The 22,305-nt window shown below is 67.4% G+C and carries 19 protein-coding genes and 2 pseudogenes; 16 read left to right on the top strand and 5 right to left on the bottom strand.

The features are described from left to right. The 4 genes and pseudogenes from CRO07_RS10695 to CRO07_RS19485 all read left to right on the top strand — a co-directional run. The coding region (locus tag CRO07_RS10695) for a cation transporting ATPase C-terminal domain-containing protein (protein ID WP_176504549.1) at positions 1-625 on the top strand (625 nt) is incomplete at its 5' end. Between the two features lie 175 nt (positions 626-800). Next, positions 801-1,024 (top strand): annotated as a pseudogene (locus CRO07_RS19335) (recombinase family protein); the annotation flags it as partial. Between the two features lie 88 nt (positions 1,025-1,112). Beyond that, complete coding sequence (locus CRO07_RS19330) at positions 1,113-1,283, top strand: recombinase family protein (RefSeq protein WP_268876237.1); 171 nt, start codon at positions 1,113-1,115, stop codon at positions 1,281-1,283. Between the two features lie 3 nt (positions 1,284-1,286). Further along, entirely contained in the window at positions 1,287-1,373 is an 87-nt protein-coding gene (locus tag CRO07_RS19485; RefSeq protein ID WP_407919626.1) for a hypothetical protein, read from the top strand. A gap of 32 nt (positions 1,374-1,405) precedes the next feature. On the opposite strand, the pseudogene CRO07_RS10685 reads toward CRO07_RS19485, so the two are convergent. Both CRO07_RS10685 and CRO07_RS10680 read right to left on the bottom strand, forming a co-directional pair. Further along, positions 1,406-1,729 (bottom strand): annotated as a pseudogene (locus CRO07_RS10685) (ABC transporter ATP-binding protein); the annotation flags it as partial. 43 nt (positions 1,730-1,772) lie between these two features. Next, complete coding sequence (locus tag CRO07_RS10680) at positions 1,773-2,702, bottom strand: hydrogen peroxide-inducible genes activator (RefSeq protein ID WP_097030682.1); 930 nt, start codon at positions 2,700-2,702, stop codon at positions 1,773-1,775. A gap of 162 nt (positions 2,703-2,864) precedes the next feature. On the opposite strand from CRO07_RS10680, the gene katG reads away from it, so the two are divergent. From katG to CRO07_RS10665, 3 genes are all read left to right on the top strand, one after another. Next, positions 2,865-5,042: a catalase/peroxidase HPI gene (katG, locus tag CRO07_RS10675; protein WP_097030681.1), complete on the top strand. Its 2,178-nt coding sequence runs from the start codon at positions 2,865-2,867 to the stop codon at positions 5,040-5,042. A gap of 208 nt (positions 5,043-5,250) precedes the next feature. Beyond that, the gene (locus CRO07_RS10670; RefSeq protein ID WP_097030688.1) at positions 5,251-5,658 is read left to right on the top strand and encodes a CopG family transcriptional regulator; all 408 of its coding nucleotides are present in this window, start codon (positions 5,251-5,253) and stop codon (positions 5,656-5,658) included. A 21-nt stretch (positions 5,659-5,679) separates the two neighbouring features. Continuing rightward, on the top strand, positions 5,680-6,786 hold the full coding sequence (locus tag CRO07_RS10665; RefSeq protein WP_097030680.1) for an extracellular catalytic domain type 1 short-chain-length polyhydroxyalkanoate depolymerase: 1,107 nt from the start codon (positions 5,680-5,682) through the stop codon (positions 6,784-6,786). On the opposite strand, the gene CRO07_RS10660 is transcribed toward CRO07_RS10665, so the two are convergent. Continuing rightward, positions 6,720-10,511 carry a Hint domain-containing protein gene (locus CRO07_RS10660; protein WP_097030679.1) on the bottom strand — a complete coding sequence of 1,264 codons (3,792 nt, stop codon included), beginning with the start codon at positions 10,509-10,511 and terminating at the stop codon, positions 6,720-6,722. The genes CRO07_RS10665 and CRO07_RS10660 overlap by 67 nt on opposite strands. Positions 10,512-10,717: 206 nt before the next feature. Here CRO07_RS10660 and CRO07_RS10655 point away from each other — a divergent pair, with 206 nt between their 5' ends. From CRO07_RS10655 to CRO07_RS10630, 6 genes are all read left to right on the top strand, one after another. Further along, positions 10,718-11,956 carry a glutathionylspermidine synthase family protein gene (locus CRO07_RS10655; protein ID WP_097030678.1) on the top strand — a complete coding sequence of 413 codons (1,239 nt, stop codon included), beginning with the start codon at positions 10,718-10,720 and terminating at the stop codon, positions 11,954-11,956. A 4-nt stretch (positions 11,957-11,960) separates the two neighbouring features. Next, a complete protein-coding gene (locus CRO07_RS10650) occupies positions 11,961-12,539 on the top strand; it encodes a DUF1190 domain-containing protein (RefSeq protein ID WP_097030677.1) in 579 nt (192 codons plus the stop codon). A 57-nt stretch (positions 12,540-12,596) separates the two neighbouring features. Further along, the gene (locus CRO07_RS10645) at positions 12,597-13,451 is read left to right on the top strand and encodes a hypothetical protein (RefSeq protein ID WP_097030676.1); all 855 of its coding nucleotides are present in this window, start codon (positions 12,597-12,599) and stop codon (positions 13,449-13,451) included. Positions 13,452-13,649: 198 nt separating this feature from the next. Beyond that, a complete protein-coding gene (locus CRO07_RS10640; RefSeq protein ID WP_097030675.1) occupies positions 13,650-15,344 on the top strand; it encodes a methyl-accepting chemotaxis protein in 1,695 nt (564 codons plus the stop codon). A 193-nt stretch (positions 15,345-15,537) separates the two neighbouring features. Next, entirely contained in the window at positions 15,538-15,879 is a 342-nt protein-coding gene (locus CRO07_RS10635) for a DUF2934 domain-containing protein (RefSeq protein ID WP_097030674.1), read from the top strand. Positions 15,880-15,973: 94 nt separating this feature from the next. Then, complete coding sequence (locus CRO07_RS10630; RefSeq protein WP_097030673.1) at positions 15,974-17,155, top strand: cytochrome b/b6 domain-containing protein; 1,182 nt, start codon at positions 15,974-15,976, stop codon at positions 17,153-17,155. A 74-nt stretch (positions 17,156-17,229) separates the two neighbouring features. Here the strand turns inward: CRO07_RS10630 and CRO07_RS10625 are convergent, their stop codons facing one another. Continuing rightward, on the bottom strand, positions 17,230-17,802 hold the full coding sequence (locus tag CRO07_RS10625; protein WP_097030672.1) for a YceI family protein: 573 nt from the start codon (positions 17,800-17,802) through the stop codon (positions 17,230-17,232). A 110-nt stretch (positions 17,803-17,912) separates the two neighbouring features. After that, on the bottom strand, positions 17,913-18,908 hold the full coding sequence (locus CRO07_RS10620) for a substrate-binding domain-containing protein (protein ID WP_097030671.1): 996 nt from the start codon (positions 18,906-18,908) through the stop codon (positions 17,913-17,915). A gap of 258 nt (positions 18,909-19,166) precedes the next feature. Here CRO07_RS10620 and CRO07_RS10615 point away from each other — a divergent pair, with 258 nt between their 5' ends. The 3 genes from CRO07_RS10615 to CRO07_RS10605 are packed head-to-tail and all read left to right on the top strand — an operon-like array spanning position 19,167 to position 22,296. After that, entirely contained in the window at positions 19,167-20,216 is a 1,050-nt protein-coding gene (locus CRO07_RS10615; RefSeq protein ID WP_097030670.1) for an ABC transporter substrate-binding protein, read from the top strand. A gap of 53 nt (positions 20,217-20,269) precedes the next feature. After that, entirely contained in the window at positions 20,270-21,061 is a 792-nt protein-coding gene (locus CRO07_RS10610; protein ID WP_097030669.1) for an ATP-binding cassette domain-containing protein, read from the top strand. Next, on the top strand, positions 21,058-22,296 hold the full coding sequence (locus CRO07_RS10605) for a sugar ABC transporter permease (RefSeq protein WP_097030668.1): 1,239 nt from the start codon (positions 21,058-21,060) through the stop codon (positions 22,294-22,296). Before CRO07_RS10610 ends, CRO07_RS10605 begins: the two co-directional genes overlap by 4 nt. Positions 22,297-22,305: the final 9 nt, after the last annotated feature.

Raw genomic sequence — 22,305 nt, 5'->3', positions numbered from 1 at the left:
GACCCTTCCCACGAACGCGGGCAAGGCGCTGGTGGTGATCACGGCGCTTGTGGCGGGTATCGCTCTGCCCCTGACGGCGGTGCAGATCCTCTGGGTCAATCTGATCACCGGCATCACCCTGGGCCTTGCCCTTGCGTTCGAGCCGACCGAGGCGGGCACCATGGCCCGCCCGCCCCGCCGCCGCAACGCGCCGATCCTCTCGGGCGAGCTGGTGTTGCACATGGTGCTGGTGGCCGCCCTGTTTCTTGCCGCGGTCTTCGGCATGTTCACCTATGCGCTCGACAGGGGCTATCCGCTTCCGCTCGCCCAGACCATCGCGTTGAACACGCTGGTGGTGCTGGAAGTCTTCCACCTCTTCTTCATCCGCAACATCCACGGCACCTCGCTGACCTGGGCCGCCGCGCGGGGAACGAAGGTGGTCTGGATCGTGGTGATCGCCATCACCTCGGCGCAGTTCGCCGTCACCTATGTGCCGTTCTTGCAGCGCATTCTCGGTACTCAGGCGGTTTCGGTCGCGGACGGCCTGCTTGTCGTGGCGGTCGGTGCGATCTTTTTCGCCATCATCGAGATCGAGAACCAGATCCGGCTGGGTCTCAAGCGGACCGAAGGATGGGCGAAGGGATGAGATTTCCAGGACAGGTTCACCCAGGCACCACCTGCCGCAGCCGTCCGCAAGACGAACCCTCTGCGGACGCCGGGGTCGGTCCCTTCCGCTTCAGGAAGATGCCCGGCAAAGTCGTCTCGAATGACTGGTACGGAAAGAATTGCGCAAGCAGATCCCTATCCGTACGCTCGGCTGCATGACCCGGACCCTCATCGGCTATGCCCGCTGCTCGACCGACAAGCAGGATCTTGAAGCGCAGAAGCAGGCGCTGGCGGCCCTGGGGGTCGCGGAAGATCGCATCTACACCGACCACGGCATGACCGGCACGAACCGCGCCCGCGCCCCGGCCTCGACCAGGCTCTCGGCGCCGTGCGCGAGGGCGACACGCTCGTGGTCTCCAAGCTCGACCGCCTGGCGCGGTCGGTTCCCGATGCCCGCGCCATCACCGACCAGCTCGCCGCCAAGGGCGTGAAGCTTGCGCTGGGGGGGGCACGATCCCACAGATCCGATGGGCAAGATGTTCTTCAACATCCTCGCCACCTTCGCGGAGTTCGAGGCCGACCTCATCCGCGCGCGGACCCGCGAGGGCATGGCGATCGCCAGAGCGCGCGGCAAGCAACCCAAGCTGTCGGAAAAGCCGCAGAAAGAGCTGAGGCGTATGCATGGCTCGGGCGAGTAGTCGATCAGCGACCTTGCCGAACTCTTCTCCGTCTCCAGGCCGACGGTCTACCGAACCCTGAACCGCGTCAGCCGACCAGTCGGACCTTAACGTACTTTTCTGCCCCCTCCGGCAGCAGTCCCCAACGAGGGGACCAGATTGTAGAACTGAAACACAAATCCCACATGGTCGCGGCGAAACGCCGTCAGCGCCGCATCCCCAAGCCCCGTCAGATCGCGGCCGCGGAACAGAACCCGCCCCGCCGTGGGCACATCCAGCCCGCCAAGGATGTTCAGCAGCGTGGATTTGCCCGACCCAGAAGCGCCCAGAAGCACCACCATTTCGGCTTCGTGCAGCGCAAGATCCACCCCCCGCAGCGCGTGAACCGCGACCGCGCCGCTGCGGTAGACCTTGGTGATGCCTTGCGCGCACAGCACCACCGCCGGGGAACCAGTGCCTTGTGACATGCGCCCAGAATGTCAGCATGGCCGGGGGCGGCCATGATCCGCATCAATCCTGCACCGCCGCCCCTTGCGTGGCCTGCACCGCCTGCGCGGTCGCCGCCTCGCGCACGATGGCGGCCAGATGGCCGAACTGATCGGCCAGCGGGCTGGACCTGCGCCAGACCATGCCGATGGTGCGCGTGGGCTGCGGCGAGGGCAGCCGCGCCACCGCCACCGACGCCGATCGCGTCTCGATCGCAATCGCCATCTGCGGGATCAGCGTGATCCCGATCCCTGCCCCCACCATCTGCACCAGCGTCGAAAGCGAGCTTCCCTCCATCAGATCGCGCGGCGCCGACGACGACATCGCACAGAACGAGATCGCCTGATCGCGGAAGCAATGCCCTTCCTCCAGCAGCAAAAGCCGCATCTCGCGCAGGCTTTCGGCATGGGGAACGGGGCGGTCGGCATCTTCCTGCGGGCGGACAAGCACGAATTCCTCGGACAGCAGGGGCTGTTCGATCAGTGACGGCTCTGACACCGGAAGGGCCACGATGGCGGCATCCAGCCGGCCATCGGCCAGATCGGCCAGCAGCTTGCGCGTCACCGCCTCGCGCGGGCGCAGGTCAAGGCCGGGATAGCGCGCGGCAAGGCTTTTGATCACCATGGGCAGCAGATAGGGCGCAACGGTGGGAATGACCCCGATCCGAAACCGGCCCAGCAGCGGCCCGTGCGAGGCCCGCGCCAGCGCCCCCAGTTCATCCACCGCGCGCAGGATATCACGCGCGCGGGCGGCAAACGCCTCGCCCAGCGAGGTCAGCCGGATCTGCCGCGGCCCGCGTTCCAGAAGCGGCGCGCCCAGCATCTCTTCCAGTTCCTTCATCTGCAACGACAATGCAGGTTGCGAGATCGCACAGGATTCGGCCGCGCGCCCGAAATGCCCATGGCGGGCAAGGGCCTCGAAATAGCGCAAATGGCGCATGGAGATGTTTATCATCAGATAATCTTATGCCTGCCATTAGAAAATGCAAGTGGCGCAAATATCGAAGCTTCGCTATCCGTGTCGCAGCAGGGAAAGACAGGCCAGAGCCGGGGGCAGATGCCACCATGGTCTGGCGCCCCCCCTCGGATACGAAACGCAGCGAGATCGGAGAACGACATGGATGGAAACGGTATGACTTCCGCGGGCAAATGCCCGGTGATGCACGGTGCGAACACCTCTGTCGGCACGTCGAACATGGACTGGTGGCCCAAGGCGCTGAACCTTGACATCCTGCACCAGCACGACCGCAAGACCAACCCGCTGGGCCAGGACTTTGACTACCGCGCAGAAGTCCAGAAGCTGGATTTCGACGCGCTGAAAAAGGATCTTCACGCGCTGATGACCGACAGCCAGGACTGGTGGCCGGCCGACTGGGGCCATTACGGCGGGCTGATGATCCGCATGGCCTGGCACGCGGCCGGGTCGTATCGCGCGGCCGACGGCCGGGGCGGCGGCAACACCGGCAACCAGCGGTTCGCGCCGCTGAACTCTTGGCCGGACAACGTGAACCTTGACAAGGCCCGCCGCCTGCTGTGGCCGATCAAGAAGAAATACGGCAACCGGCTCAGCTGGGGCGACCTGATGATCCTGGCAGGCACCGTGGCCTATGAATCCATGGGGCTGAAAACCTTCGGCTTCGGCTTCGGCCGCGAGGAAATCTGGCACCCGGAAAAGGACACCTACTGGGGATCGGAAAAGGAATGGCTGGCCAAAAGCACCGACCGCTATGGCAGCGACGACCGCAGCACGCTGGAAAACCCGCTGGCCGCGGTGCAGATGGGCCTGATCTACGTCAACCCCGAAGGCGTCGACGGCAACCCCGATCCGCTGCGCACCGCGATTGACGTGCGCGAAACCTTTGCCCGCATGGGTATGGACGACGAGGAAACCGTCGCCCTGACCGCGGGCGGCCACACCGTCGGCAAGTGCCACGGCAATGGCGATGCCTCGGTTCTGGGGCCCAACCCGGAAGCGGCGGGGCTGGAAGAACAGGGCCTTGGCTGGATCAACCCCACCGCCAGCGGCAAGGGCCGCCATACCGTGTCCAGCGGCCTTGAAGGCGCCTGGACCACGCATCCGACGCGCTGGGACAACGGCTATTTCTCGCTGCTGCTGGGTTACGACTGGGAACTGAAGAAAAGCCCCGCCGGAGCCTGGCAATGGGAGCCGATCGGCATCCGCGAGGAAGACCGCCCCGTGGATGTCGAAGACCCCTCGATCCGGCACAATCCGATCATGACCGACGCCGACATGGCCATGAAGATGGACCCGATCTATCGCCCGATCTCGGAACGGTTCCACGCCGATCCGGCCTATTTCTCGGAAGTGTTCGCCCGGGCCTGGTTCAAGCTGACCCACCGCGACATGGGGCCGAAGGCGCGCTATCTGGGGCCGGACGTGCCGCAGGAAGACCTGATCTGGCAAGATCCGGTGCCGGCGGGCCGCGCCGACTATGACGTGGCCGCCGTCAAGGCGCGCATCGCCGCCAGCGGCCTTTCGGTGGCCGACATGGTCGCCACCGCCTGGGACAGCGCCCGCACCTTCCGCGGATCGGACATGCGTGGCGGTGCGAACGGCGCCCGCATCCGGCTTGCCCCGCAAAAGGACTGGGAAGGGAACGAGCCCGCCCGTCTGGCCCGCGTGCTGGCCGTGCTGGAACCCATCGCCGCGGAAACCGGCGCCAGCATCGCGGATGTGATCGTTCTGGCCGGCAATCTGGGCGTTGAACAGGCGGCTGCGGCGGCCGGTATCGATGTGACGGTGCCCTTCGCCCCGGGCCGCGGCGACGCGACCGAGGCGCAGACCGACGCCGCCTCGTTCGAGGTGCTGGAGCCGATCCACGACGGCTTCCGCAACTGGCTGAAGAAGGACTACACCGTCTCGCCCGAGGAACTGATGCTGGATCGCACCCAGCTGATGGGTCTGACCGCGCCCGAGATGACGGCGCTGGTCGGCGGGCTGCGGGTGCTGGGCACCAACCACGGCGGCACCGCGCATGGCGTCTTTACCGACCGTCCGGGCGCGCTGACGACCGACTTCTTCGTAAACCTGACCGATATGGCCTATGCGTGGAAACCCGCTGGCGCCAACCTTTACGAACTGCGCTGCCGCAAGACCGGCGCGGTGAAGTGGACGGCTTCGCGGGTGGATCTTGTGTTCGGCTCGAACTCGATCCTGCGCGCCTATGCCGAGGTCTATGCCCAGGATGACGGACACGCCAAATTCGTGGCCGATTTCGTCGCCGCCTGGACCAAGGTGATGAACGCCGATCGCTTCGATCTGGCCAAAGCCTGACCGCGTCTCCCGCGGGAAGGCCAAGCCGGGGGCGCCGTTCGCGGCGCCCCCGTTGCATGTGACGGGCCCGCCGCGCTTGCGCGGACGGATCGTTCCCGCGGTCAAGGCCGCGCTTGCGCAGGCCGCCCGCCGCGCGGGGCCAACGCGCGCCGGCCCTTGACACCCGCCTCAAAGCATCCATATACCATCCACACGGATGGAGAATGGCATGACCGACCCCCTGCCCCGGCTGACCGACAGCGAAAAGATCACGATCAACCTTGGCCCCGTCGATCTGGGCCGGATCGATCTTCTGGTGCAGGAAGGTTACTATTCCAACCGCAGCGACTTTATCCGCACCGCGATCCGCAACCAGCTTGCGGCCGAGGGCGCGGCCGTCCAGCAATCGGTGGCGCGGCACACGCTGGAACTGGGGCTGCGCGATCTGGCCCGGGCCGAACTGGAACAGATCCGTGCCGCGGGCGAGGTGCTGCACCTGCGGGTTCTGGGCCTTGTGCGCATCGCGCCCGACGTCTCGGCCGACCTTGCCCGCGCCGCCATCGGCTCGATCACCGTGCTGGGCACGCTTCAGGCCCCGCCCGCGATCCGGGCGGCGCTGAAAGACCGCATCCGCTAAGCCGCAAGGAAGGACCGCAGCATGAAGATCGATTTCCCGGCGGTGATGGGCCGCGCGCTTGACCAGATCCGCGCGGGCAAACCCGGCGAGGCGACGCGCACGATACAAGCGGCCCTTGCCGGTCAGGCCGACGCGACCCCGCCCCGGCCGGCCCCCGACGTCATGGATGCCGAGATCGTGGCCGACACCCCCGCCCCCCGCCGCCGCCCCCTGCGCGAGGTGGTCGACATGCTAAGCCGCGCCGCCCCCCGGCCCGCGCCGGGCGTCCGGCCGACGGCGGCCCCCGGCGCGCGGTATGAAAGCCGCAGTTTCGCCGGGCCGCATGGCGCGCGGGACTATCGGCTGTATCAGCCCGCGCCGCGCCCCGGGGGGCCGCAGGGCATCGTGCTGATGCTGCATGGCTGCACCCAGACCCCTGACGATTTCGCCTGCGGCACCGGCATGAATGCGCAGGCCGACCGCCACGGGCTGATCCTGATCTATCCCCACCAAAGCCGGCGCCACAACGCGCAGGGCTGCTGGAACTGGTTCCGGCCCACGGATCAGCACGCCAACACCGGCGAGCCTGCGCTGCTGGCGGCCCTTGCCCGCAGTATCGCCGCGGAATTCGACGTCACCCCCGGCCGCACCTTCGCGGCGGGCCTGTCGGCGGGCGGGGCGATGGCGGCGATCCTTGGCGCCACCCATCCCGATCTGTTCGCCGCGATCGGGGTTCATTCCGGCCTGCCGCATGGCGCGGCGCATGACCTGCCAAGCGCGCTTGCCGCGATGCGCGGCGAAGGGATGCGCCCTTGCGCGCAGCGCGCCACGGCGGGCGGGCCGGTGCCGACCATCGTGTTTCACGGGCTGGCCGACACGACGGTGCATCCGTCGAACGGGGCGGCCGTGATCGCGGCGGCGGGCTTTGCCGGCGGGCAGGTCCAGCACGAACAGGGCCGCGCCACAGGCGGGCGTGCCTTCCGACGGGCGCGGGTGCAGGGCGCGGACGGCCGCCCCCTGACCGAGCTTTGGCAGATCGAGGGCGCGGGCCACGGCTGGTCCGGGGGCGCGGCGGCGGGGTCTTATACCGACCCGACGGGGCCGGATGCCTCGGCCGAGATGGTGCGCTTTTTCCTTGAAACGGTCTGACAGGGTGAAACGATCCGGCCCGGCGCCGCGGTGGCGGCCTGCCAGATCAGGCAGGCGCCCTGCGTGACCGCCCGCCGCGGCAAGAGCGGCCGGACACGCGGGGAATAGACCGACTCGACCGGGACAGAACCCAGCACCGCCGGAAGCAGCTTCGGGTTGGTGGCCAGCAGGGACCGCTGCCCCTCGTCTCCCAACGACCAGAACCCCACCGGGCCGGGCCAGAACGATTCAAGCCAGATCCCTTCGGCCCGGACAAGGGCATGACGCGGCAACAGAATGTGGTGATAGTCGCAGCCGCGACGCCCCTTCATGATCCGCGCCCCATCCCAGCCGCATTGCGCCAGATGGCGGGCGCGGGCAAGACGGCCACCGGCCTCGGGCACCAGAACGCAGTGCTGCCCCGACAGCTGCACCGCCCGCCCGTTGCCAAGCGCCCCGGCGCGGATCTGGACCGGGCACAGGCGCGAATCGGCCTGCATCGCCCGATGCGGAACATGCCGCGCCCCCACCCAAAGCAGCGGCTGGGGCGGGCCATCGCGCACGATCACCAGATCGCCGGGCGCCAGATCCTCAACCGCGACCGGCCCCCGCGGCGTGTCGATCCGCGTGCCGGCCACGAAACAGGGAATCCCCATCGAAACCAGCGTCTTGATCCGGGTGACCGTCAGATCGCCCGGCGCGATGCCCGTCAGCAGCAGACTTTCGCCGCTGGGGAAGATCAGGACCGCATTGCCCGCGCCATCATCGGCAACCCGGATATCCCTGGCGCTGACCCTGTTGCCATCGGCGTCCGTCAGCGTTGCAACGTCAAGCCGGTCGCGGGTCCGGCCCGTCACCTCATCCAGGGTCATGTCGAAATTGTCGACCCGGTCAAAGCCATCGCCCCGCCCGATCACGATCGTATCGCTGCCGGAATCCGCGCCCAGATCCAGCGTATCGTTGCCCGCACCGCCGATCAGCAGGTCGTTGCCCTCGCCCCCGGCAAGGACATCGTCACCGCCGCCGCCAACGAGCGTGTCATCGCCCGCGTCGCCGGCAAGATTGTCGCCCCCCGCGCCGCCGGAAATCGAATCGTCGCCCAGCCCCCCCGAAAGGGTATCGGCGCCGGCCCCGCCCAGCAGCGTATCGGCGCCAGAGCCCCCCTCGACGCGGACACCCGTGCCGCTTGCCGAGGCATCGAGAAGGTCGGCCCCGCCGCCCAGCGTCAGGTTCTCGATCTCGGAAAAGCTGGCCGTGCTGGTTCCGTCCGAAATGGTGCCCGCCTCTGCGCCGGACATGGTGACCACAAGCCCGGTCGTCACCGCCGAGGCATCAAGCGTGTCGCCCGCGGTCTCGAACGTCTCGCCACCGATCAGGGTGTCGGCGCCAAAGCCATCCGACAACACGATACGGTCATCGTTGCCCCCGGCCGAGATGCTGTCGGCGCCGCTGCCGCCGTCGATCGTATCGCGCCCCGTCCCCAACACGATAGTGTCGTTTCCGGCGCCACCATCGACAAGGTTCGATCCGGAATAGGCGTTGACGTAATCGTTGCCATCGCCGCCCGACAACGTGTTGTCACCGTCGCCCCCCAACAGCCAGTCGTCGCCCGCACCGCCGATCAGCACGTCGTTGCCGGTGTCTCCGTTCAGCGTATCGTTGCCCGCGCCGCCGCTGACCGTGTCATTCCCGGCATTGCCGTTGAAATGGTCGGCCCCGCTGCCCCCTGTCAGAACGTCGTCGCCCGCGCCGCCGGTCAGCGTGACGGCCGCCACCGCGGCCGAGGCGTCGATGGTGTCGGCCCCGTCGGTGCCCGTTATCGCCTCGATCTGGCTGAAACTGCCGGCGCCGCCACCGACAAACGAATAACTGCCCCTCTCTGAGCCGCTGAAGGTGACCGACACACCCGGGGCGCCGGCCGTCGTGCCAAAGCCGATAATGTCCGTGTCATAGTTGTCGTCGCCGCCGATGATGGTATCCACGCCATCGTTCGAACCGATCACGAAATAATCCGAGCCGGTTCCCCCGCTCAGACTGTCGTTGCCCGCGCCGCCCGTCAGCGTGTCGTTGCCCGCGCCCCCGTCAAGCGTATCGGCCCCCGCGCCGCCGGTCAGGCTGTCGGCGCCGCCGTCGCCCGCCAGCAGATCCGCGCCGCTGCCGCCGATCAGCGTGTCATTGCCATCGCCGGCCGATACGCTGACGGACGCCACCGCGGCCGAGGCGTTCAGAACATCGGCCCCGGACCCCAGCGCGAAGGCTTCGATCTGGCTGAACTGGCCCGCGGCGCCGCTGGTGAACTGGTAACTGCCCGCCTCGCTGCCCGAAAAGGTGACCGTGACCCCCTGCCCCGTCGTATCGGCCAGCGACAGCGTGTCGAAATCCTTTCCGGTCTCGCCGCCGATGATGGTATCGCCGGAGCCAGAGGTCTGGTCGATCCAGAAGATGTCTGCGTCGCCCTCGCCCAGCAGGCTGTCGGTGCCGGCGCCGCCCCAGATCTGATCCGCCCCGGCGCCGCCGCGGATGGTGTCATTGCCCGCGCCGCCATCCAGCGTATCACCACCCGAGCCGCCGGTCAGGCTGTCGGCCCCGCCGTTGCCGTAAAGCGCGGCCCCCGCGCTGTCCGCACCGGCGTTCACCGTATCGGCGTAATCGGTGCCAAAGATCACCTCGATTCCGGTGAAGGTGCCGGAATCGCTGGCGTTATAGCTGTAGGTGCCGGCGCCCGATCCGGTATAGCTGACGGTGACGCCCGAGGTCTGAAGGTAGGTGTAAAACCCGATCGAGTCGGTCTCGGTCCCGCCGTCGATATAATCGAGCTGATGCCCGTCGGTCAGGATGAAGCTGTCATTGCCCGCGCCGCCATACAGCCAGTCGGTGCCCCATGCCCCCGAGATCGTGTCGTTGCCGGCATCGCCGTAAACGGTATCGTTGCCGCCGCCGGCAAGGATGGAATCGTTGCCGATCCCGCCGCGGATCAGATCATTCCCGCCCTCGGTGTTCCAGTCCGACGCATCGCCAAAGGTGTAGTCGCCCGCGCCCAGATCGACGTCATCATCGCCCTCGCCGCCGATGACCGAATCGTTGCCCAGCCCGGAATTGATGGTGTCGTTGCCCAGCCCGCCGCGGACGGTGTCGTTGTCGCCATCGCTGCCGTCGATCCTGTCGCCGCCGCCATCGACATAGCCCGCACCGATGGAATCGTTGCCCGCGGTGCCCTGCACGATGCCATCGGTGGTGATATAGCCGTCGCCCGCGTCACGATCGGCCGCCAGTGCCCAGCCCACATCGTTCGCGGTGTTGGGAATGTAGCTGCCAAAGGTGATCGACTGGATCGCCTTCGCCTCTAGCAGGATCTGGTCGGCGTCGTAGGTGGTCTGCGGGACAAGATAGGTCTTGCCGGACTTGTCCTGAATGATGCCCACGCCGCTGAGGCTGGCGGTGGTGCCATCGGCATAGGTGATCGTGGCCGTATAGGCCACGCTGGAATCGAAATACTGATCGGCACCGCCGTTGATGCGGAAGGTGTCATTGGACAGATAATTGTTGGTGTCATAGGCGCTGGCGGTTCCGCCGCCATAGCCGGTCGACCCGGGCGAGAATGTCTGCACCCGGTTGGACAGCGGATCGTCGATACTGCCGATCGTCATCCCGGTCAGGGCAGTCTTGTTTTCGGCGATCTGGCTGCCTTCAGACGTGTCAAGGTCTGTCAGGGTTCCAAGGTAGAAGACCTTGAATGTCGTGCTCATTCCACCCGTCCTTCGGAATCGTCAGGCTTTCGCCCATCCCATCAGTCCTATCCCGTGACCGTAAACGGGTTCTTACGGCGTCATTTTCTGCCCCGACGAGAAAAAATCCGGCCCGCGGGGCCGGGCCGTTCCATCCGGTCGCAGGTCATCCCCCCTTTCGCAGGCCGCCCCCTCGTGCCTATCTGGGGGGAAACGGAGGACCAGACTTGCGCAGGATCGCATACCCCGAGCGCCCCGACTGGCGCGCGAAGGCCGCTGAGCTTGGCTTTACCTTTGCCGACATGCACGGCGAGCCCTATTGGGATGAAAGCTCGGCCTATGCGTTCACGCTGCGCCAGATCGAAGACGACATCGAAGACCCCGCGACCGAACTTCATGCCATGTGCCGCGAGGCGGTGGCCCGGATCGTGGACAGCGAAGACCTGATGGACCGGCTGGCCATCCCCGAGGCCCATCGCGACCTTGTGGCCGAAAGCTGGCGGCGCGGCGATCCCGAGATCTATGGCCGGATGGATCTGGCCTATGACGGCACCGGCCCCGCCAAGCTGCTGGAATACAACGCCGATACGCCGACCTCGCTTTACGAAAGCGCCTCGTTCCAGTGGGGCTGGCTGGAAGATCAGTTGGCCCTTGGCGTGCTGCCGGCGGGCACCGACCAGTTCAACGGCATCCACGAGGCGCTGGTGGACCGCTTTCGCGCGCTGTTCGCGCCGGGCACCGACCTGCATTTCACCGCCATCGCCGGCAACCCCGAGGATTACGCCACGGTCGAGACCATGGGCTGGGCCGCGCGCGAGGCCGATCTGGGCGCGCATTACACCGATCTGGAAAAGATCGCCCTCAGCACCGAAGGGCAGTTTCTGGATGCCGAGGATCGGGTGATCGGCATCCTGTTCAAGCTTTATCCGTGGGAAGACCTGCTGCGCGACGATTACGCCCGCCATCTGGGCGGCGCGGGCTGTCTGATGCTGGAACCGGCATGGAAGGCGGTGGTGTCGAACAAGGGGCTGCTGCCGGTGCTGTGGCAGATGTTCGAAGGCCACCCGAACCTGTTGCCCGCCTTTTTCGAAACCGACGTGGCGGATGCCTTGTCGGGGCGCGGCGGGCCTGCGGCGGCGGTCGCGGATGCCTTCGGCCGGGTGGCCGATCAACTGGCGGCCGGTCATGTGGTCAAGCCGCTGTTCTCGCGCGAAGGGGCGTCGGTCTCGATCATCGAGGCCGGCCGCCTGACCGAGTCCTCGCCCGCCGACATCTATGGCGCGCATCCAAAGATCGTGCAGGGCTATCGGCCGTTGCCGGTCTTCGACGGCTTTCGCCCGGTGATCGGCGCCTGGATCGTGGGCGAGACCTGCGCCGGGATGGGCCTGCGCGAAGACCGCTTGCGCATCACGCAGGATCTGTCGCGGTTCAAGCCGCATATCGTCGAAACCGACGAAAGGGGATAACACCATGAGACAGCGTTCAAGAACCGCGGTGCTTGCCATCCTTGGGGCCAGTGCCTTCGCGCTGGCCGGCTGCCGCGAGGAACAGGTGGATGCCGAAGCCTTTCCCAGCCTCGAGTCCTGCCGTCAGGTGGCCGAGGCCGGCGGGCGGATCTCGACCGCCGAATGCGACGCGGCCTTTGCGGAAGCACAGGCGCTGCATGTCGAATCCGCGCCGCGCTATGACAGCCTTCAGGTCTGCGAGGAACAGCACGGCGCCGGCAACTGCGGCAACGAACAAGAGGCCACCGGCGGCAGCGGGCTGGGCAGCATCTTCATGCCGCTGCTGACCGGCTATCTGATCGGCAGCATGTTGGGCGGCGGCATGGCGCGGTCACAGCCGCTTTACCGCACCTCGGACGGGCGGTTCACCAATGCGACCGGCAGCAGCACCCTTTCCAGCAATTCCGGCAAGGGCCGGATGGATGCCAGCCAGTTCACCAAGCCGCCGACCACGATGGGCAAGGCGCCGATGACCGCCGCCACCGTCGCCTCGCGCGGGGGCTTTGGCAGCAGCGCGGCCGCGCGGCCCGGCGTGGGCGGCTGATGGCGCCTGCCTGCCGGGGGATCTTGGCCGGCAGCACGGGCCAGGCCAGGGTTGCCGATGGATAAAACCGCAATCCTTGTCAGGTGCCGCACGGTCGGCCCGATCGAGCGTGACCTTGCCCGCGTGATCCGGGACGACACCGGGATCAGCCCGGTTCTGGTGGTGAACGAGGCCCGCGCCGATGCCGAACAGGACGGCTTTGCGACCCTGGCCCTGACCCGCGACCGGCTGGCCGGTCTGGGCTTTGCCGGCTTGCCCGATGATTGGGCGTGGCGCTGCGGCGACCTGTGCCTGTATCTGGCGCGCAACGCGCTGCCCAAGGCCGACCGCCACCTTCTGATCGAAAACGACGTGCTTTTCCTTGGGCAGGCGCTGCGGCGGCTGGTCGATCTGGCCCGCCACCCCGCGGCCGAGGCCGGCGCCGTGCGGCTTGGCCTGCATGACGAGGCGCCGAAATATTCGCGCGGGCTGGACCGGCTTGGGCTTGATCCGCGGGCGGGGTGCCTGTTTCCGGTAGTGTTCGCCACGGCCGCGCTGATCGACCGGATGGCCGGAATTCGGCAACAGGCGCTTGCCCTTGGCCTGCGACGGCTGAACGACGAGGCGGTTCTGGCCGGCGCCGCCCTTCGCCACCCGGCGACGGCGCTTGATCTTGCCCGCGCCCTGCCCCGCGATTTCCGCCCCCGGACCTTCGCCACCAACCCCCCCCTGCTGCGCGAAGCCCTGCTGCGCACGCGCCCCGAAGGCGCCCATCACCCCGTGCTGCCCTTGGCGCAAGTCCTTGACCGGATTGCAGATCCGTCGCGCGGCTATGGGCGGCACCGGCTGCGGCGGGTGCTGGCCGCCGCAGCCGCGGATGAACGCGCACAGATCGCGGCCGCGCTGGATCGCGCCGAAAGCCCGGCCGGCTGACGCAGGCCCTGCGACGCAAAAGCCCACCCGAATCCCTGTCGCCGTGAGGATTTGTTAAACCTCGGGGCGCATGAAAGGCACATGGGGACACCTGCGCCCGATGCAGAACCCTCCCCTGTCACATGTGCTTTGCCCGGTCCGGTGTCCGCCTTGCCGCGCCGGGCCAACACGATCCTTTCCGAGTGAAGGAACCTTCCGATGTCGATCAAACTGAAGCTCATCGCTGCATTCGGCTTTGTTTTCCTGCTGTTTGCACTGGCCGTGGGCTTTTCGATCCAGCGCATGAACGATCTCAGCGACCGGATCGGCCAACTGACCAAGGTCGAATTCCGCATGGCGCTGCTGGCCGAACGTATCGCGACCGAACAGGAACACGCCGCCGCGGCACTGCGCGACCATGTGCTCGCACCCGACGAATCGGCCAGAAAACTGCACGAAGACGACCTTGCCCAGGCCCGCAAGGCGCGGGCCAATTCGGTGGCCGATCTGGAAAACCTGGCCACGCAGCCCGATGACAAGGCGCTGCTGGCCCGCTATGGCGCCGCCAATACCGAAGCGCGCAAGGTGACCGACACGGTTCTTGCGCTGTCGAAACAAGGCGATACCGCCGCGGCAACCCGGCTGCTGAACGATCCCGACGCGCAGCGCGCCCTTGTCGATCGCATGACCATCGTGCGCCAGATCCGCGACGCCCAGATCCAGCATGTGTCCGAGGCCAACGCCGCGGCACAAAGCCTGCATGACAGCGCGCTGGCCCAGTTGACGGGGGCGATGGCGATTGCCTTTCTTCTGGGCGGCGGGGCGGCGATCTGGATCGTCCGCGCCATCGGCCGCGGGCTGGCGCAGGCGCTGGATCTGTCGCGCCGCGTGGCCGAGGGCGATCTAAGCCACACCGCCACCGTCACCTCTCGCGATGAGATCGGCGACCTTCTGCGCAGCAACAACGCGATGGTGCTGAAACTGCGCGAGGTTGTCAGCACGGTCGGCGCGTCAGCGCGCGACGTGGGTCGGGGCAGTGCCGGCATGGCCAGCACCTCGGAAGAACTGTCGCAAGGCGCGCAGGAACAGGCGGCGGCGACCGAACAGGCCTCGGCCTCGGTGGAACAGATGGCTGCCAACATCCGCCAAAGCGCCGAAAACGCCGCCAGCACCGAAGTGATGGCCCGCAGATCGGCCGAAAACGCCCGTGCCTCGGGTCAGGCCGTGGCGGAGGCGGTCTCTGCGATGCAGGCCATCGCCGACCGGATCATGGTGGTGCAGGAAATCGCCCGCCAGACCGATCTTCTGGCGCTGAATGCCGCGGTCGAGGCGGCGCGGGCGGGCGAGCATGGCCGCGGTTTCGCCGTTGTGGCCTCCGAGGTGCGCAAACTGGCCGAACGCAGCCAGCAGGCGGCGGCCGAAATCTCGGATCTGTCGGCGCGCACGGTGCGCACCGCCAGCGCGGCCGGCGAGATGCTGACGCATCTGGTCCCCGAGATCGAATCGACCTCGGCGCTGGTCAGCGGGATCTCGGTCACCTCGCGCGAACTTTCGCTGGGTGCGCAGCAGGTTTCGATGGCGATCCAGCAGCTTGACACCGTGACGCAGCAGGCGACCTCGGCGGCAGGCGAACTGGCGGCCGGGTCCGAGACATTGTCGGGTCAGGCCGAAGGGTTGGAACGCGCGGTCGGCTATTTCCGGCTGGGCACCGCCCCGGCCGAGACGCCCCGCCCCACCACCACCACGGCACCCTCACCCGCGCGGCGACCGACGCCGGCGGCCAGCGCGGCGCCAAAGGCGCTTGCATCCCGCACGAAGGCGCCGCTGACGAAAGGTGGCTTTGCCTTCGATCTGGCGGATACCTCTGACGGGGATTCGCTCGACGACGGGTTCCGCCGCACCGACGCCGCCTGATCCTGGCCGGTGGGCCGGCCGACGCCCGGCCCACCACCTGACCGCGATGCCGGATCGACAGGCAAAGCCGCGGCCGGCCATCCGCAAACGGGCCGCGACACCGCCTTCGGCTTGGCAGCAGCGGCCCCGCGGGCCTATCCTGCGGCCATCCCGCGGCGGCCCGGCCGTCGCCCGCCAAGCAAAGAGGTTCCCGATGACGCAAGAACGCGAAGCCCGCATCCGACGCCATGCCCATCATCTCTGGGTGTCCGAAGGCCACCCCGAGGGGCGCCACGAAGACCACTGGCTGCGGGCCGAAGCCGCGATTGCCGCCGAGGACGCCACCACCACGCACAGCGACACCACCCCGCCAGAAGCCGCAGGGTCCGCAGCCCGGACAGCCAGGACCAAAACCCCGGCCGAGCCGAAAAAGCCAGCCCGCGCAAGGAAAACACCCGATGACACCGGGGCAGAGGCGGCAACCGCCAGCCCGAAGCCCCGCCGCCGCAAACCCGCAACCGGCAAGACGGCCGAACAGCAGCCCGACCAGACCTGACGGGCGCAGGCCACGGCCGCACAGCCTTTGTGCGGCGGCCTGTGTTTCGGGGTGCTCGGCTGCGGGTTAGGGTCCGCCCTGAAAGGAGACTTCCATGGCCCTGACCAACACCCCCCAAAGCTACGGCGCGGTCGAACGCACGCTGCACTGGCTGATGGCGCTGGCAATCCTGACCGCGATCACGCTTGGCCTGATCGCGCGCAGATTGCCTTTCGATACCGCCGAGGCGCTGGCCGGAAAGGCCTGGGTCTTTTCGCTGCACAAAAGCCTTGGGGTCGCGCTGCTTGTGCTTGCGCTGATCCGCATCCTGTGGGCAGCCCTGCAACCCAGACCCGTGCCGCTTCACCCCCAACGCCGGCTGGAGACCGCGGCCGCGGCCCTGGTGCATGGCGCGCTTTACCTGTCGCTGATCTCGGTGCCGCTGGCGGGATGGATCGAACATTCCGCCGCCACCGGCTTTGCGCCGATCCTGTGGCCCTTTGGCCAGTCGCTGCCCTTCGTGCCGAAATCCGCCACCCTGGCCGAGACTGCGGGCCTTTTGCACCGCACGTTCGCCTGGATCATGATCGGGGCGATCGCGCTGCATGTGGCCGGCGCGCTGAAACATGCGCTGGTTGACCGCGACGACACGCTGGCGCGGATGACCCGCGGCAAGGCCGCAGGCCGCGGCGCGGGTGCGCGTCACCGCGGGCCGGCGCTGGCCGCACTGGCGATCTATGCCATCGCGGCAGGCGGTGCCCTGGCCCTGATGCCGGCCGGAAAGTCCGCGGCCCCTGCCCTTGCCCCCGTCGCCTCGGGCTGGCAGGTCACCGACGGCGCGCTGACCTTCACCCTGCGCCAGATGGGCAGCGAGGTCGAAGGCCGCTTCCCCGACTGGACCGCCGCGATCCGCTTTGACCAGACCCCGGTCGAGGGCCGCCACGGCGAGGTGACGGTGACGATCGCGACCGAAACCCTGACGCTTGGCTCCGTCAGCGAACAGGCAAAGGCGCCCGAATTCTTCGACAGCGCCGCCCATCCCACCGCCACCTTCACCGCTGACATTCTGCCCGAGGGCGCGGATTATGTGGCGCGCGGCAGGCTGACGCTGCGCGGGGTCGAGGTGCCGGTTGCGCTGCCCTTCCGCCTTGTAATCGAGGGCGATGTCGCGCGGATGGAAGGGGCGCTGCAACTGGACCGGCGCGACTTCGGCATGGGCAAAAGCTATCCCGACGAGGCGTCGGTGGGCCATGCGGTCGGGGTGAAGGTGGTGCTGACGGCACAAAGGGCCGATTGATCGGCGGGCGTGCAGGCCCCAGACAAAAGGGGCCGCCGGATCAACCGGCGGCCCCTGCGGTCAGTGGGCGGGCGTCACTCGGCCTGCTTTGCCTCGATCGAGATCCGCAGCTCGACCTCGTCCGAGACATAGGGCGCAAACTGGCCAAGGTTGTAATCCGACCGCTTCAGCGTGGTGGTCGCGTCAAACCCGGCCCAGGGCTTGTTTTCCATCGGATGCATCCCCTTCTGGTTCAGCCTGGCATCCAGAACCACGGGCTTTGTCACCCCGTTCAGGGTCAGATCGCCGGTGATCTTCGCGGTATCGGTGCCGGTCACCTCGATGGCGGTCGAGGCGAAGGTCACCATCTCATCCTCGGAGGCGTCGAAGAAATCGGGCGACATGAAGTGATCAAAGCGCGCCTGCCAGCCGGTCAGCATCGTGCGCACCGGGAACGAGACCGTGACCGAGGACGCCGCCGGGTCGGCCTCGTCAAAGCTGATCTGGCCTTCAAAGCCGGAAAACATGCCCATCCCGGTGGAAAACCCAAGGTGGTTGTAGGTGAAGACGATCTGGCTGTGGCTGGGGTCAAGCGTATAGGCCTGCGGCGCGGCCATGGCGGCGGGGGCGGCAAGCGCAAGGGCAGAGGCAAGAAGGATGCGTTTCATGGGAACTCTCCGGGCTGGTTTTCTGTGACAGAAGGTGCGCCGTAAAGGCACCTTCGCACAATCGCACCGCGCGAACAGCAACTGTTCCCACCTGAACAGTCACGCTTCCGTCAGGGGCGGGCGCGCAGGATCGTGGGAACCTCGATCCGCAAGGCCGGATCGGGGGCGGCATCGATCAGGCGGAACACCTCGTCCAGCATCCGCGTCACATCCTGTTCGACCATCGCCACCACATCCGACAACAGCGCCGCGAACGGATCCCAGTCGAAGGCGCCGATCTCGGTTGTCGAGTCGGGCGCCGTCCGCCGCAGCCAACGCACCACCCCTTCCAGCGTGATGGTGGAATTGACAAACAGCCCCGCCGGCAGCGGCCCGCCCCGCGCCGCCAGCGCGCGTTCCGCCTTTTCGGCGGCATAGCCACAGGCAAGGATGGCACTTTCGGGCAGATCGATCCCGCGTTCGGCATGGGCGGCGCGAAAGCCGCGGATCCGCTCGGCGGTGTTGTGGTCGGTGGGGCGGCCGCCGATGAACAGCAGCGGCCCCCGGCGCCGGTTCAGCATCAGCCGCGCCAGATCGCGCGATCCGCCGAAATTGTCCGACACCACTGACGGCGCCGCCGCCCCCGGCAGGTCCAGATTGATCGAGGCCACCCCCGCCGCGCGGCAGAAGTCAGCGATGCGGTCGGGGTCGGTGGCGCCGGTCGCAACGATGTGTTCGGCCTGATACGACACCATCTCTCGGGCGGCCTCGAATTCCAGATCGGGGTCGCGGCGGGTGCAGGTGATGACGGGAAACAGGCCGCGGGCACGGGCGCGGATCTCGAATTCCTCGGCGATCGCACCGAAGTAGCGGTTGTCGTATTTGGGCATGATCATGCCGATGATGTTCGACTTTTCCCGCCGCAGGACGCTGGCCTGAAGGTTGACCGAATAGCCCTGTTCCGCGGCCAGATGCAGGATCTTTTCGGCCAGCCTTGCGCTGATCCGGCGCTTTTTCCACGTTCCGTTCAGCACCGCGCTGACCGCGCTGGCCGAGGTTCCCGCCAGCGCCGCCAGATCATAGATCGTCGTCCGCCGGGCGGAAGTGCGGCTGGCCGGTTCGGACATGGGGTCTTCGGTCACGCGGTCTTGTTCCTTGTCCTTCGGAGTATCTTGACATCGTAACGCACCCGCCGCAATCATGCTATATCGATTGAGCACACATGCGCAATCGATGGTGCCAGCCAGTTACGGCGCCAAGGGAGGGGTTCGGACAAGACTGCGCCACAGGGCGCGGGGCTGGCGCGGGTTGCGTCCGGCCGTCTTGGGCGATGCCGTCCCTTGCGCCGGGCCAGACGGGGGCGCCGGATCTCGTGGAGGAGAGACATGACCATCAGACCTTACGCCCCGGCTGCGGCCCTGGGCCTGTTTGCCGCCCTTCTGGGCAGCGCCGCCCTTGCGCAGGAAGCCGCGACCGTGGCCTTCCTGATGCCCGATCAGGCATCCACCCGTTACGAGGAACACGACTTCCCCGGCTTTCAGACGTCGATGGGCGCGCTGTGCCCCGACTGCACCGTGATCTATCAGAACGCCAACGGCGACGTGGCGCTGCAACAGCAGCAGTTCAACTCGGTGATTGCGCAGGGCGCAAAGATCGTCGTGCTTGATCCGGTGGATTCGTCCGCCGCCGCCTCGATGGTCGAGATCGCCCATGCGCAGGATGTGAAGGTGATCGCCTATGACCGGCCGATCCCGGCCAAGGCCGCCGATTACTATGTGTCCTTTGACAACAAGGGCATCGGTCAGGCCATCGCGCAATCGCTGGTCGATCACCTGAAGGCCACGGGCGTGCCCGAGGGCGCGGGCGTGTTGCAGATCAACGGATCGCCCACCGATGCCGCCGCGGGCCTGATCCGCGACGGGATCGACGCGGCGCTGGATGCGTCGGGCTATGTCACACTGGCCGAGTTCGACACCCCCGACTGGGCGCCGCCGAAGGCGCAGGAATGGGCCTCGGGTCAGGTGACGCGCTTTGGCGACCAGATCAAGGGCGTGGTTGCGGCCAATGACGGAACGGGCGGCGGCGCGATCGCGGCCTTCAAGGCGGCCGGCGTCGATCCGGTTCCGCCGGTGACCGGCAACGATGCCACCATCGCCGCGCTGCAACTGATCATCGCGGGCGATCAATACAACACCATCTCGAAACCGTCCGAGATCGTGGCCGAAGCCGCGGCAAAGGTGGTCGTCACCTTCCTGAAGGGCGAAACCCCCGAGGCCGTGACCACGCTTTACGACACCCCGGCCGAACTGTTCGTGCCCGCCGTGGTCACGGCCGAGAACATCAAGGCCGAGATCTTCGACAAGGGCATCCAGACCGCGGCCGAGGTCTGCACCGGCGAATATGCCGAGGCCTGCGCCAAGCTGGGCATCCAGTAACGACACGGGCGCCCGCCCCCCCGGTGGGCGCCCCTTCCACAAAGGGCAGCGCGATGATCCCCGATCTTCCCGCCCGCGGAGAGCCGATCCTGCGGCTTCGCGGCGTATCCAAGCAGTTCGGCGCGGTTTCGGCGCTGGCCGACATTGATCTGGACATCCACGCCGGCGAGGTTGTGGCGCTGGTCGGTGACAACGGCGCGGGCAAGTCCACGCTGGTCAAGGTGCTGGCGGGCGTTCATCAGCCCACCGCCGGCACGGTCGAATTCTGCGGCCGGCCGGTGACGCTGGACAGCCCCAGCACGGCACTGGAACTGGGGATTGCCACGGTGTTCCAGGATCTGGCGCTGTGCGAGAATCTGGATGTGGTGGCCAACCTGTTCCTTGGCCACGAACTGGCGCCGTGGCGGCTGGATGAAGTCGCGATGGAGGTCCGCGCCTGGACGCTTTTGCGCGAACTGGCGGCCCGCATCCCTTCGGTGCGCGAACCCGTCGCCTCGCTTTCGGGCGGGCAGCGTCAGACCGTGGCCATTGCGCGGTCGCTGCTGCTTGACCCGCGGATCATCATGCTGGACGAGCCGACCGCCGCCCTTGGCGTGGCCCAGACCGCCGAGGTTCTGAACCTGATCGAGCGTGTCCGCGACCGTGGCCTTGGCGTCATCATCATCAGCCACAACATGGAGGATGTGCGCGCCGTGGCCGACCGTATCGTGGTGCTGCGCCTTGGGCGCAACAACGGCATTTTCACCGCCGACACCTCGAACCATGAACTTGTGGCCGCCATCACCGGCGCCACCGAAAATTCCGTCTCGCGCCGGCAGGCACGGAAACAGGAGGTCCGCGAATGACCGATTCCAAAGAGGCGCTCGACCGTGGCGACAGCCGTCTGCGCCGGGACGAGGGGCTGTCAGGCGCCCTGCGCGGCTTTTTCGATCGCGTGCGCTCGGGCGATCTGGGGATGTTGCCGGTCGTGGTCGGGCTGGTGGTGATCTCGACGGTGTTTTCCACGCTGAACCCGGTGTTTCTGGCGCCGAACAACCTTGTGAACCTGCTGTTCGATGCGGCCACGGTGGGCTTCATCTCGCTTGGGATCGTCTGCGTGCTGATGCTGGGCCAGATCGACCTGTCGGTGGGATCCATGAGCGGTCTGGCCTCGGCGATGCTGGGGGTGTTGTGGGTCAACTTTGGCCTGCCCTTGCCTGCGGCCATCGCGGCGGCACTGGGGGCGGGGGCGCTGGTGGGGCTGGCCTATGGCGTGCTGCTGAACCGTTTCGGGATGCCCAGTTTCGTTTCGACGCTGTCGGGGTTGCTGGCGCTGCTGGGGTTGCAGCTTTACATTCTGGGGCCGACGGGGTCGATCAACCTGCCCTATTCCTCGGCGCTGGTGCGGTTCGGGCAGATCTACGTCATGCCCGACTGGCTGTCCTATACGCTTGCGGTGCTGCCGGGGGTGGCGCTGGTGGTTCTGGGCCTGCGCACCATGGCGCGGCGTCAGGCGGCGAACCTGTCCACGCCGGGCCTGTCGGTGCTGCTGGTCAAGGCGGCGCTGCTGACCGCGGCGCTGGTGTTTGCGGTCTGGTATCTGAACCTTGGCCGGGGCGTGCCGTGGATGTTCGGCCTGTTCGTGGCGCTGGTTCTGGCGATGAACTACGCGCTGACCCGTACCAAATGGGGCCGGTCGATGTTCGCCGTCGGCGGCAATTCCGAAGCCGCGCGGCGGTCGGGGATCAACGTGCGGCGGGTGAATGTGTCGGCCTTTGTGCTGTGTTCGACGCTGGCGGCCCTTGGCGGCATCCTGTCGGCGGCGCGGCTGGCCTCGTCCAGCCAGCAGGCGGGCACGGGCGACGTGAACCTGAACGCGATCGCGGCGGCGGTCATCGGCGGCACCAGCCTGTTCGGCGGCCGGGGCAGCGCGTTTTCGGCGCTGCTGGGGATCCTTGTCATTCAGGCGATCTCGAACGGGCTGACGCTGCTGAACCTGTCGTCGTCGCTTCGCTACATGATCACCGGCGGCGTGCTGGCCATTGCCGTCATCGTGGATTCGCTTGCCCGCCAAAGCCGGGTCAGCCACGGCCGCGCCTGAAGAAAGGAC

The organism is Cereibacter ovatus (genome assembly GCF_900207575.1).
Classification (GTDB): Bacteria; Pseudomonadota; Alphaproteobacteria; order Rhodobacterales; family Rhodobacteraceae; genus Cereibacter_A; species Cereibacter_A ovatus.
Note: the sequence above shows the minus strand (reverse complement) of the source record. Positions and strands in the feature narration are given on the sequence as shown.

Bases quoted from the DNA above. Each gene is read 5' to 3' on its own strand.
- CRO07_RS10610 (WP_097030669.1), top strand. From the start codon at position 20,270: ATGATCCCCGATCTTCCCGCCCGCGGAGAGCCGATCCTGCGGCTTCGC.
- CRO07_RS10680 (WP_097030682.1), bottom strand. From the start codon at position 2,702: ATGATAAACATCTCCATGCGCCATTTGCGCTATTTCGAGGCCCTTGCC.
- CRO07_RS10670 (WP_097030688.1), top strand. From the start codon at position 5,251: ATGACCGACCCCCTGCCCCGGCTGACCGACAGCGAAAAGATCACGATC.
- CRO07_RS10635 (WP_097030674.1), top strand. From the start codon at position 15,538: ATGACGCAAGAACGCGAAGCCCGCATCCGACGCCATGCCCATCATCTC.
- CRO07_RS10665 (WP_097030680.1), top strand. From the start codon at position 5,680: ATGAAGATCGATTTCCCGGCGGTGATGGGCCGCGCGCTTGACCAGATC.
- katG (WP_097030681.1), top strand. From the start codon at position 2,865: ATGGATGGAAACGGTATGACTTCCGCGGGCAAATGCCCGGTGATGCAC.
- CRO07_RS19330 (WP_268876237.1), top strand. From the start codon at position 1,113: ATGGGCAAGATGTTCTTCAACATCCTCGCCACCTTCGCGGAGTTCGAG.
- CRO07_RS10650 (WP_097030677.1), top strand. From the start codon at position 11,961: ATGAGACAGCGTTCAAGAACCGCGGTGCTTGCCATCCTTGGGGCCAGT.
- CRO07_RS10645 (WP_097030676.1), top strand. From the start codon at position 12,597: ATGGATAAAACCGCAATCCTTGTCAGGTGCCGCACGGTCGGCCCGATC.
- CRO07_RS10605 (WP_097030668.1), top strand. From the start codon at position 21,058: ATGACCGATTCCAAAGAGGCGCTCGACCGTGGCGACAGCCGTCTGCGC.
- CRO07_RS10625 (WP_097030672.1), bottom strand. From the start codon at position 17,802: ATGAAACGCATCCTTCTTGCCTCTGCCCTTGCGCTTGCCGCCCCCGCC.
- CRO07_RS10660 (WP_097030679.1), bottom strand. From the start codon at position 10,511: ATGAGCACGACATTCAAGGTCTTCTACCTTGGAACCCTGACAGACCTT.
- CRO07_RS10630 (WP_097030673.1), top strand. From the start codon at position 15,974: ATGGCCCTGACCAACACCCCCCAAAGCTACGGCGCGGTCGAACGCACG.
- CRO07_RS10615 (WP_097030670.1), top strand. From the start codon at position 19,167: ATGACCATCAGACCTTACGCCCCGGCTGCGGCCCTGGGCCTGTTTGCC.
- CRO07_RS10640 (WP_097030675.1), top strand. From the start codon at position 13,650: ATGTCGATCAAACTGAAGCTCATCGCTGCATTCGGCTTTGTTTTCCTG.
- CRO07_RS10620 (WP_097030671.1), bottom strand. From the start codon at position 18,908: ATGTCCGAACCGGCCAGCCGCACTTCCGCCCGGCGGACGACGATCTAT.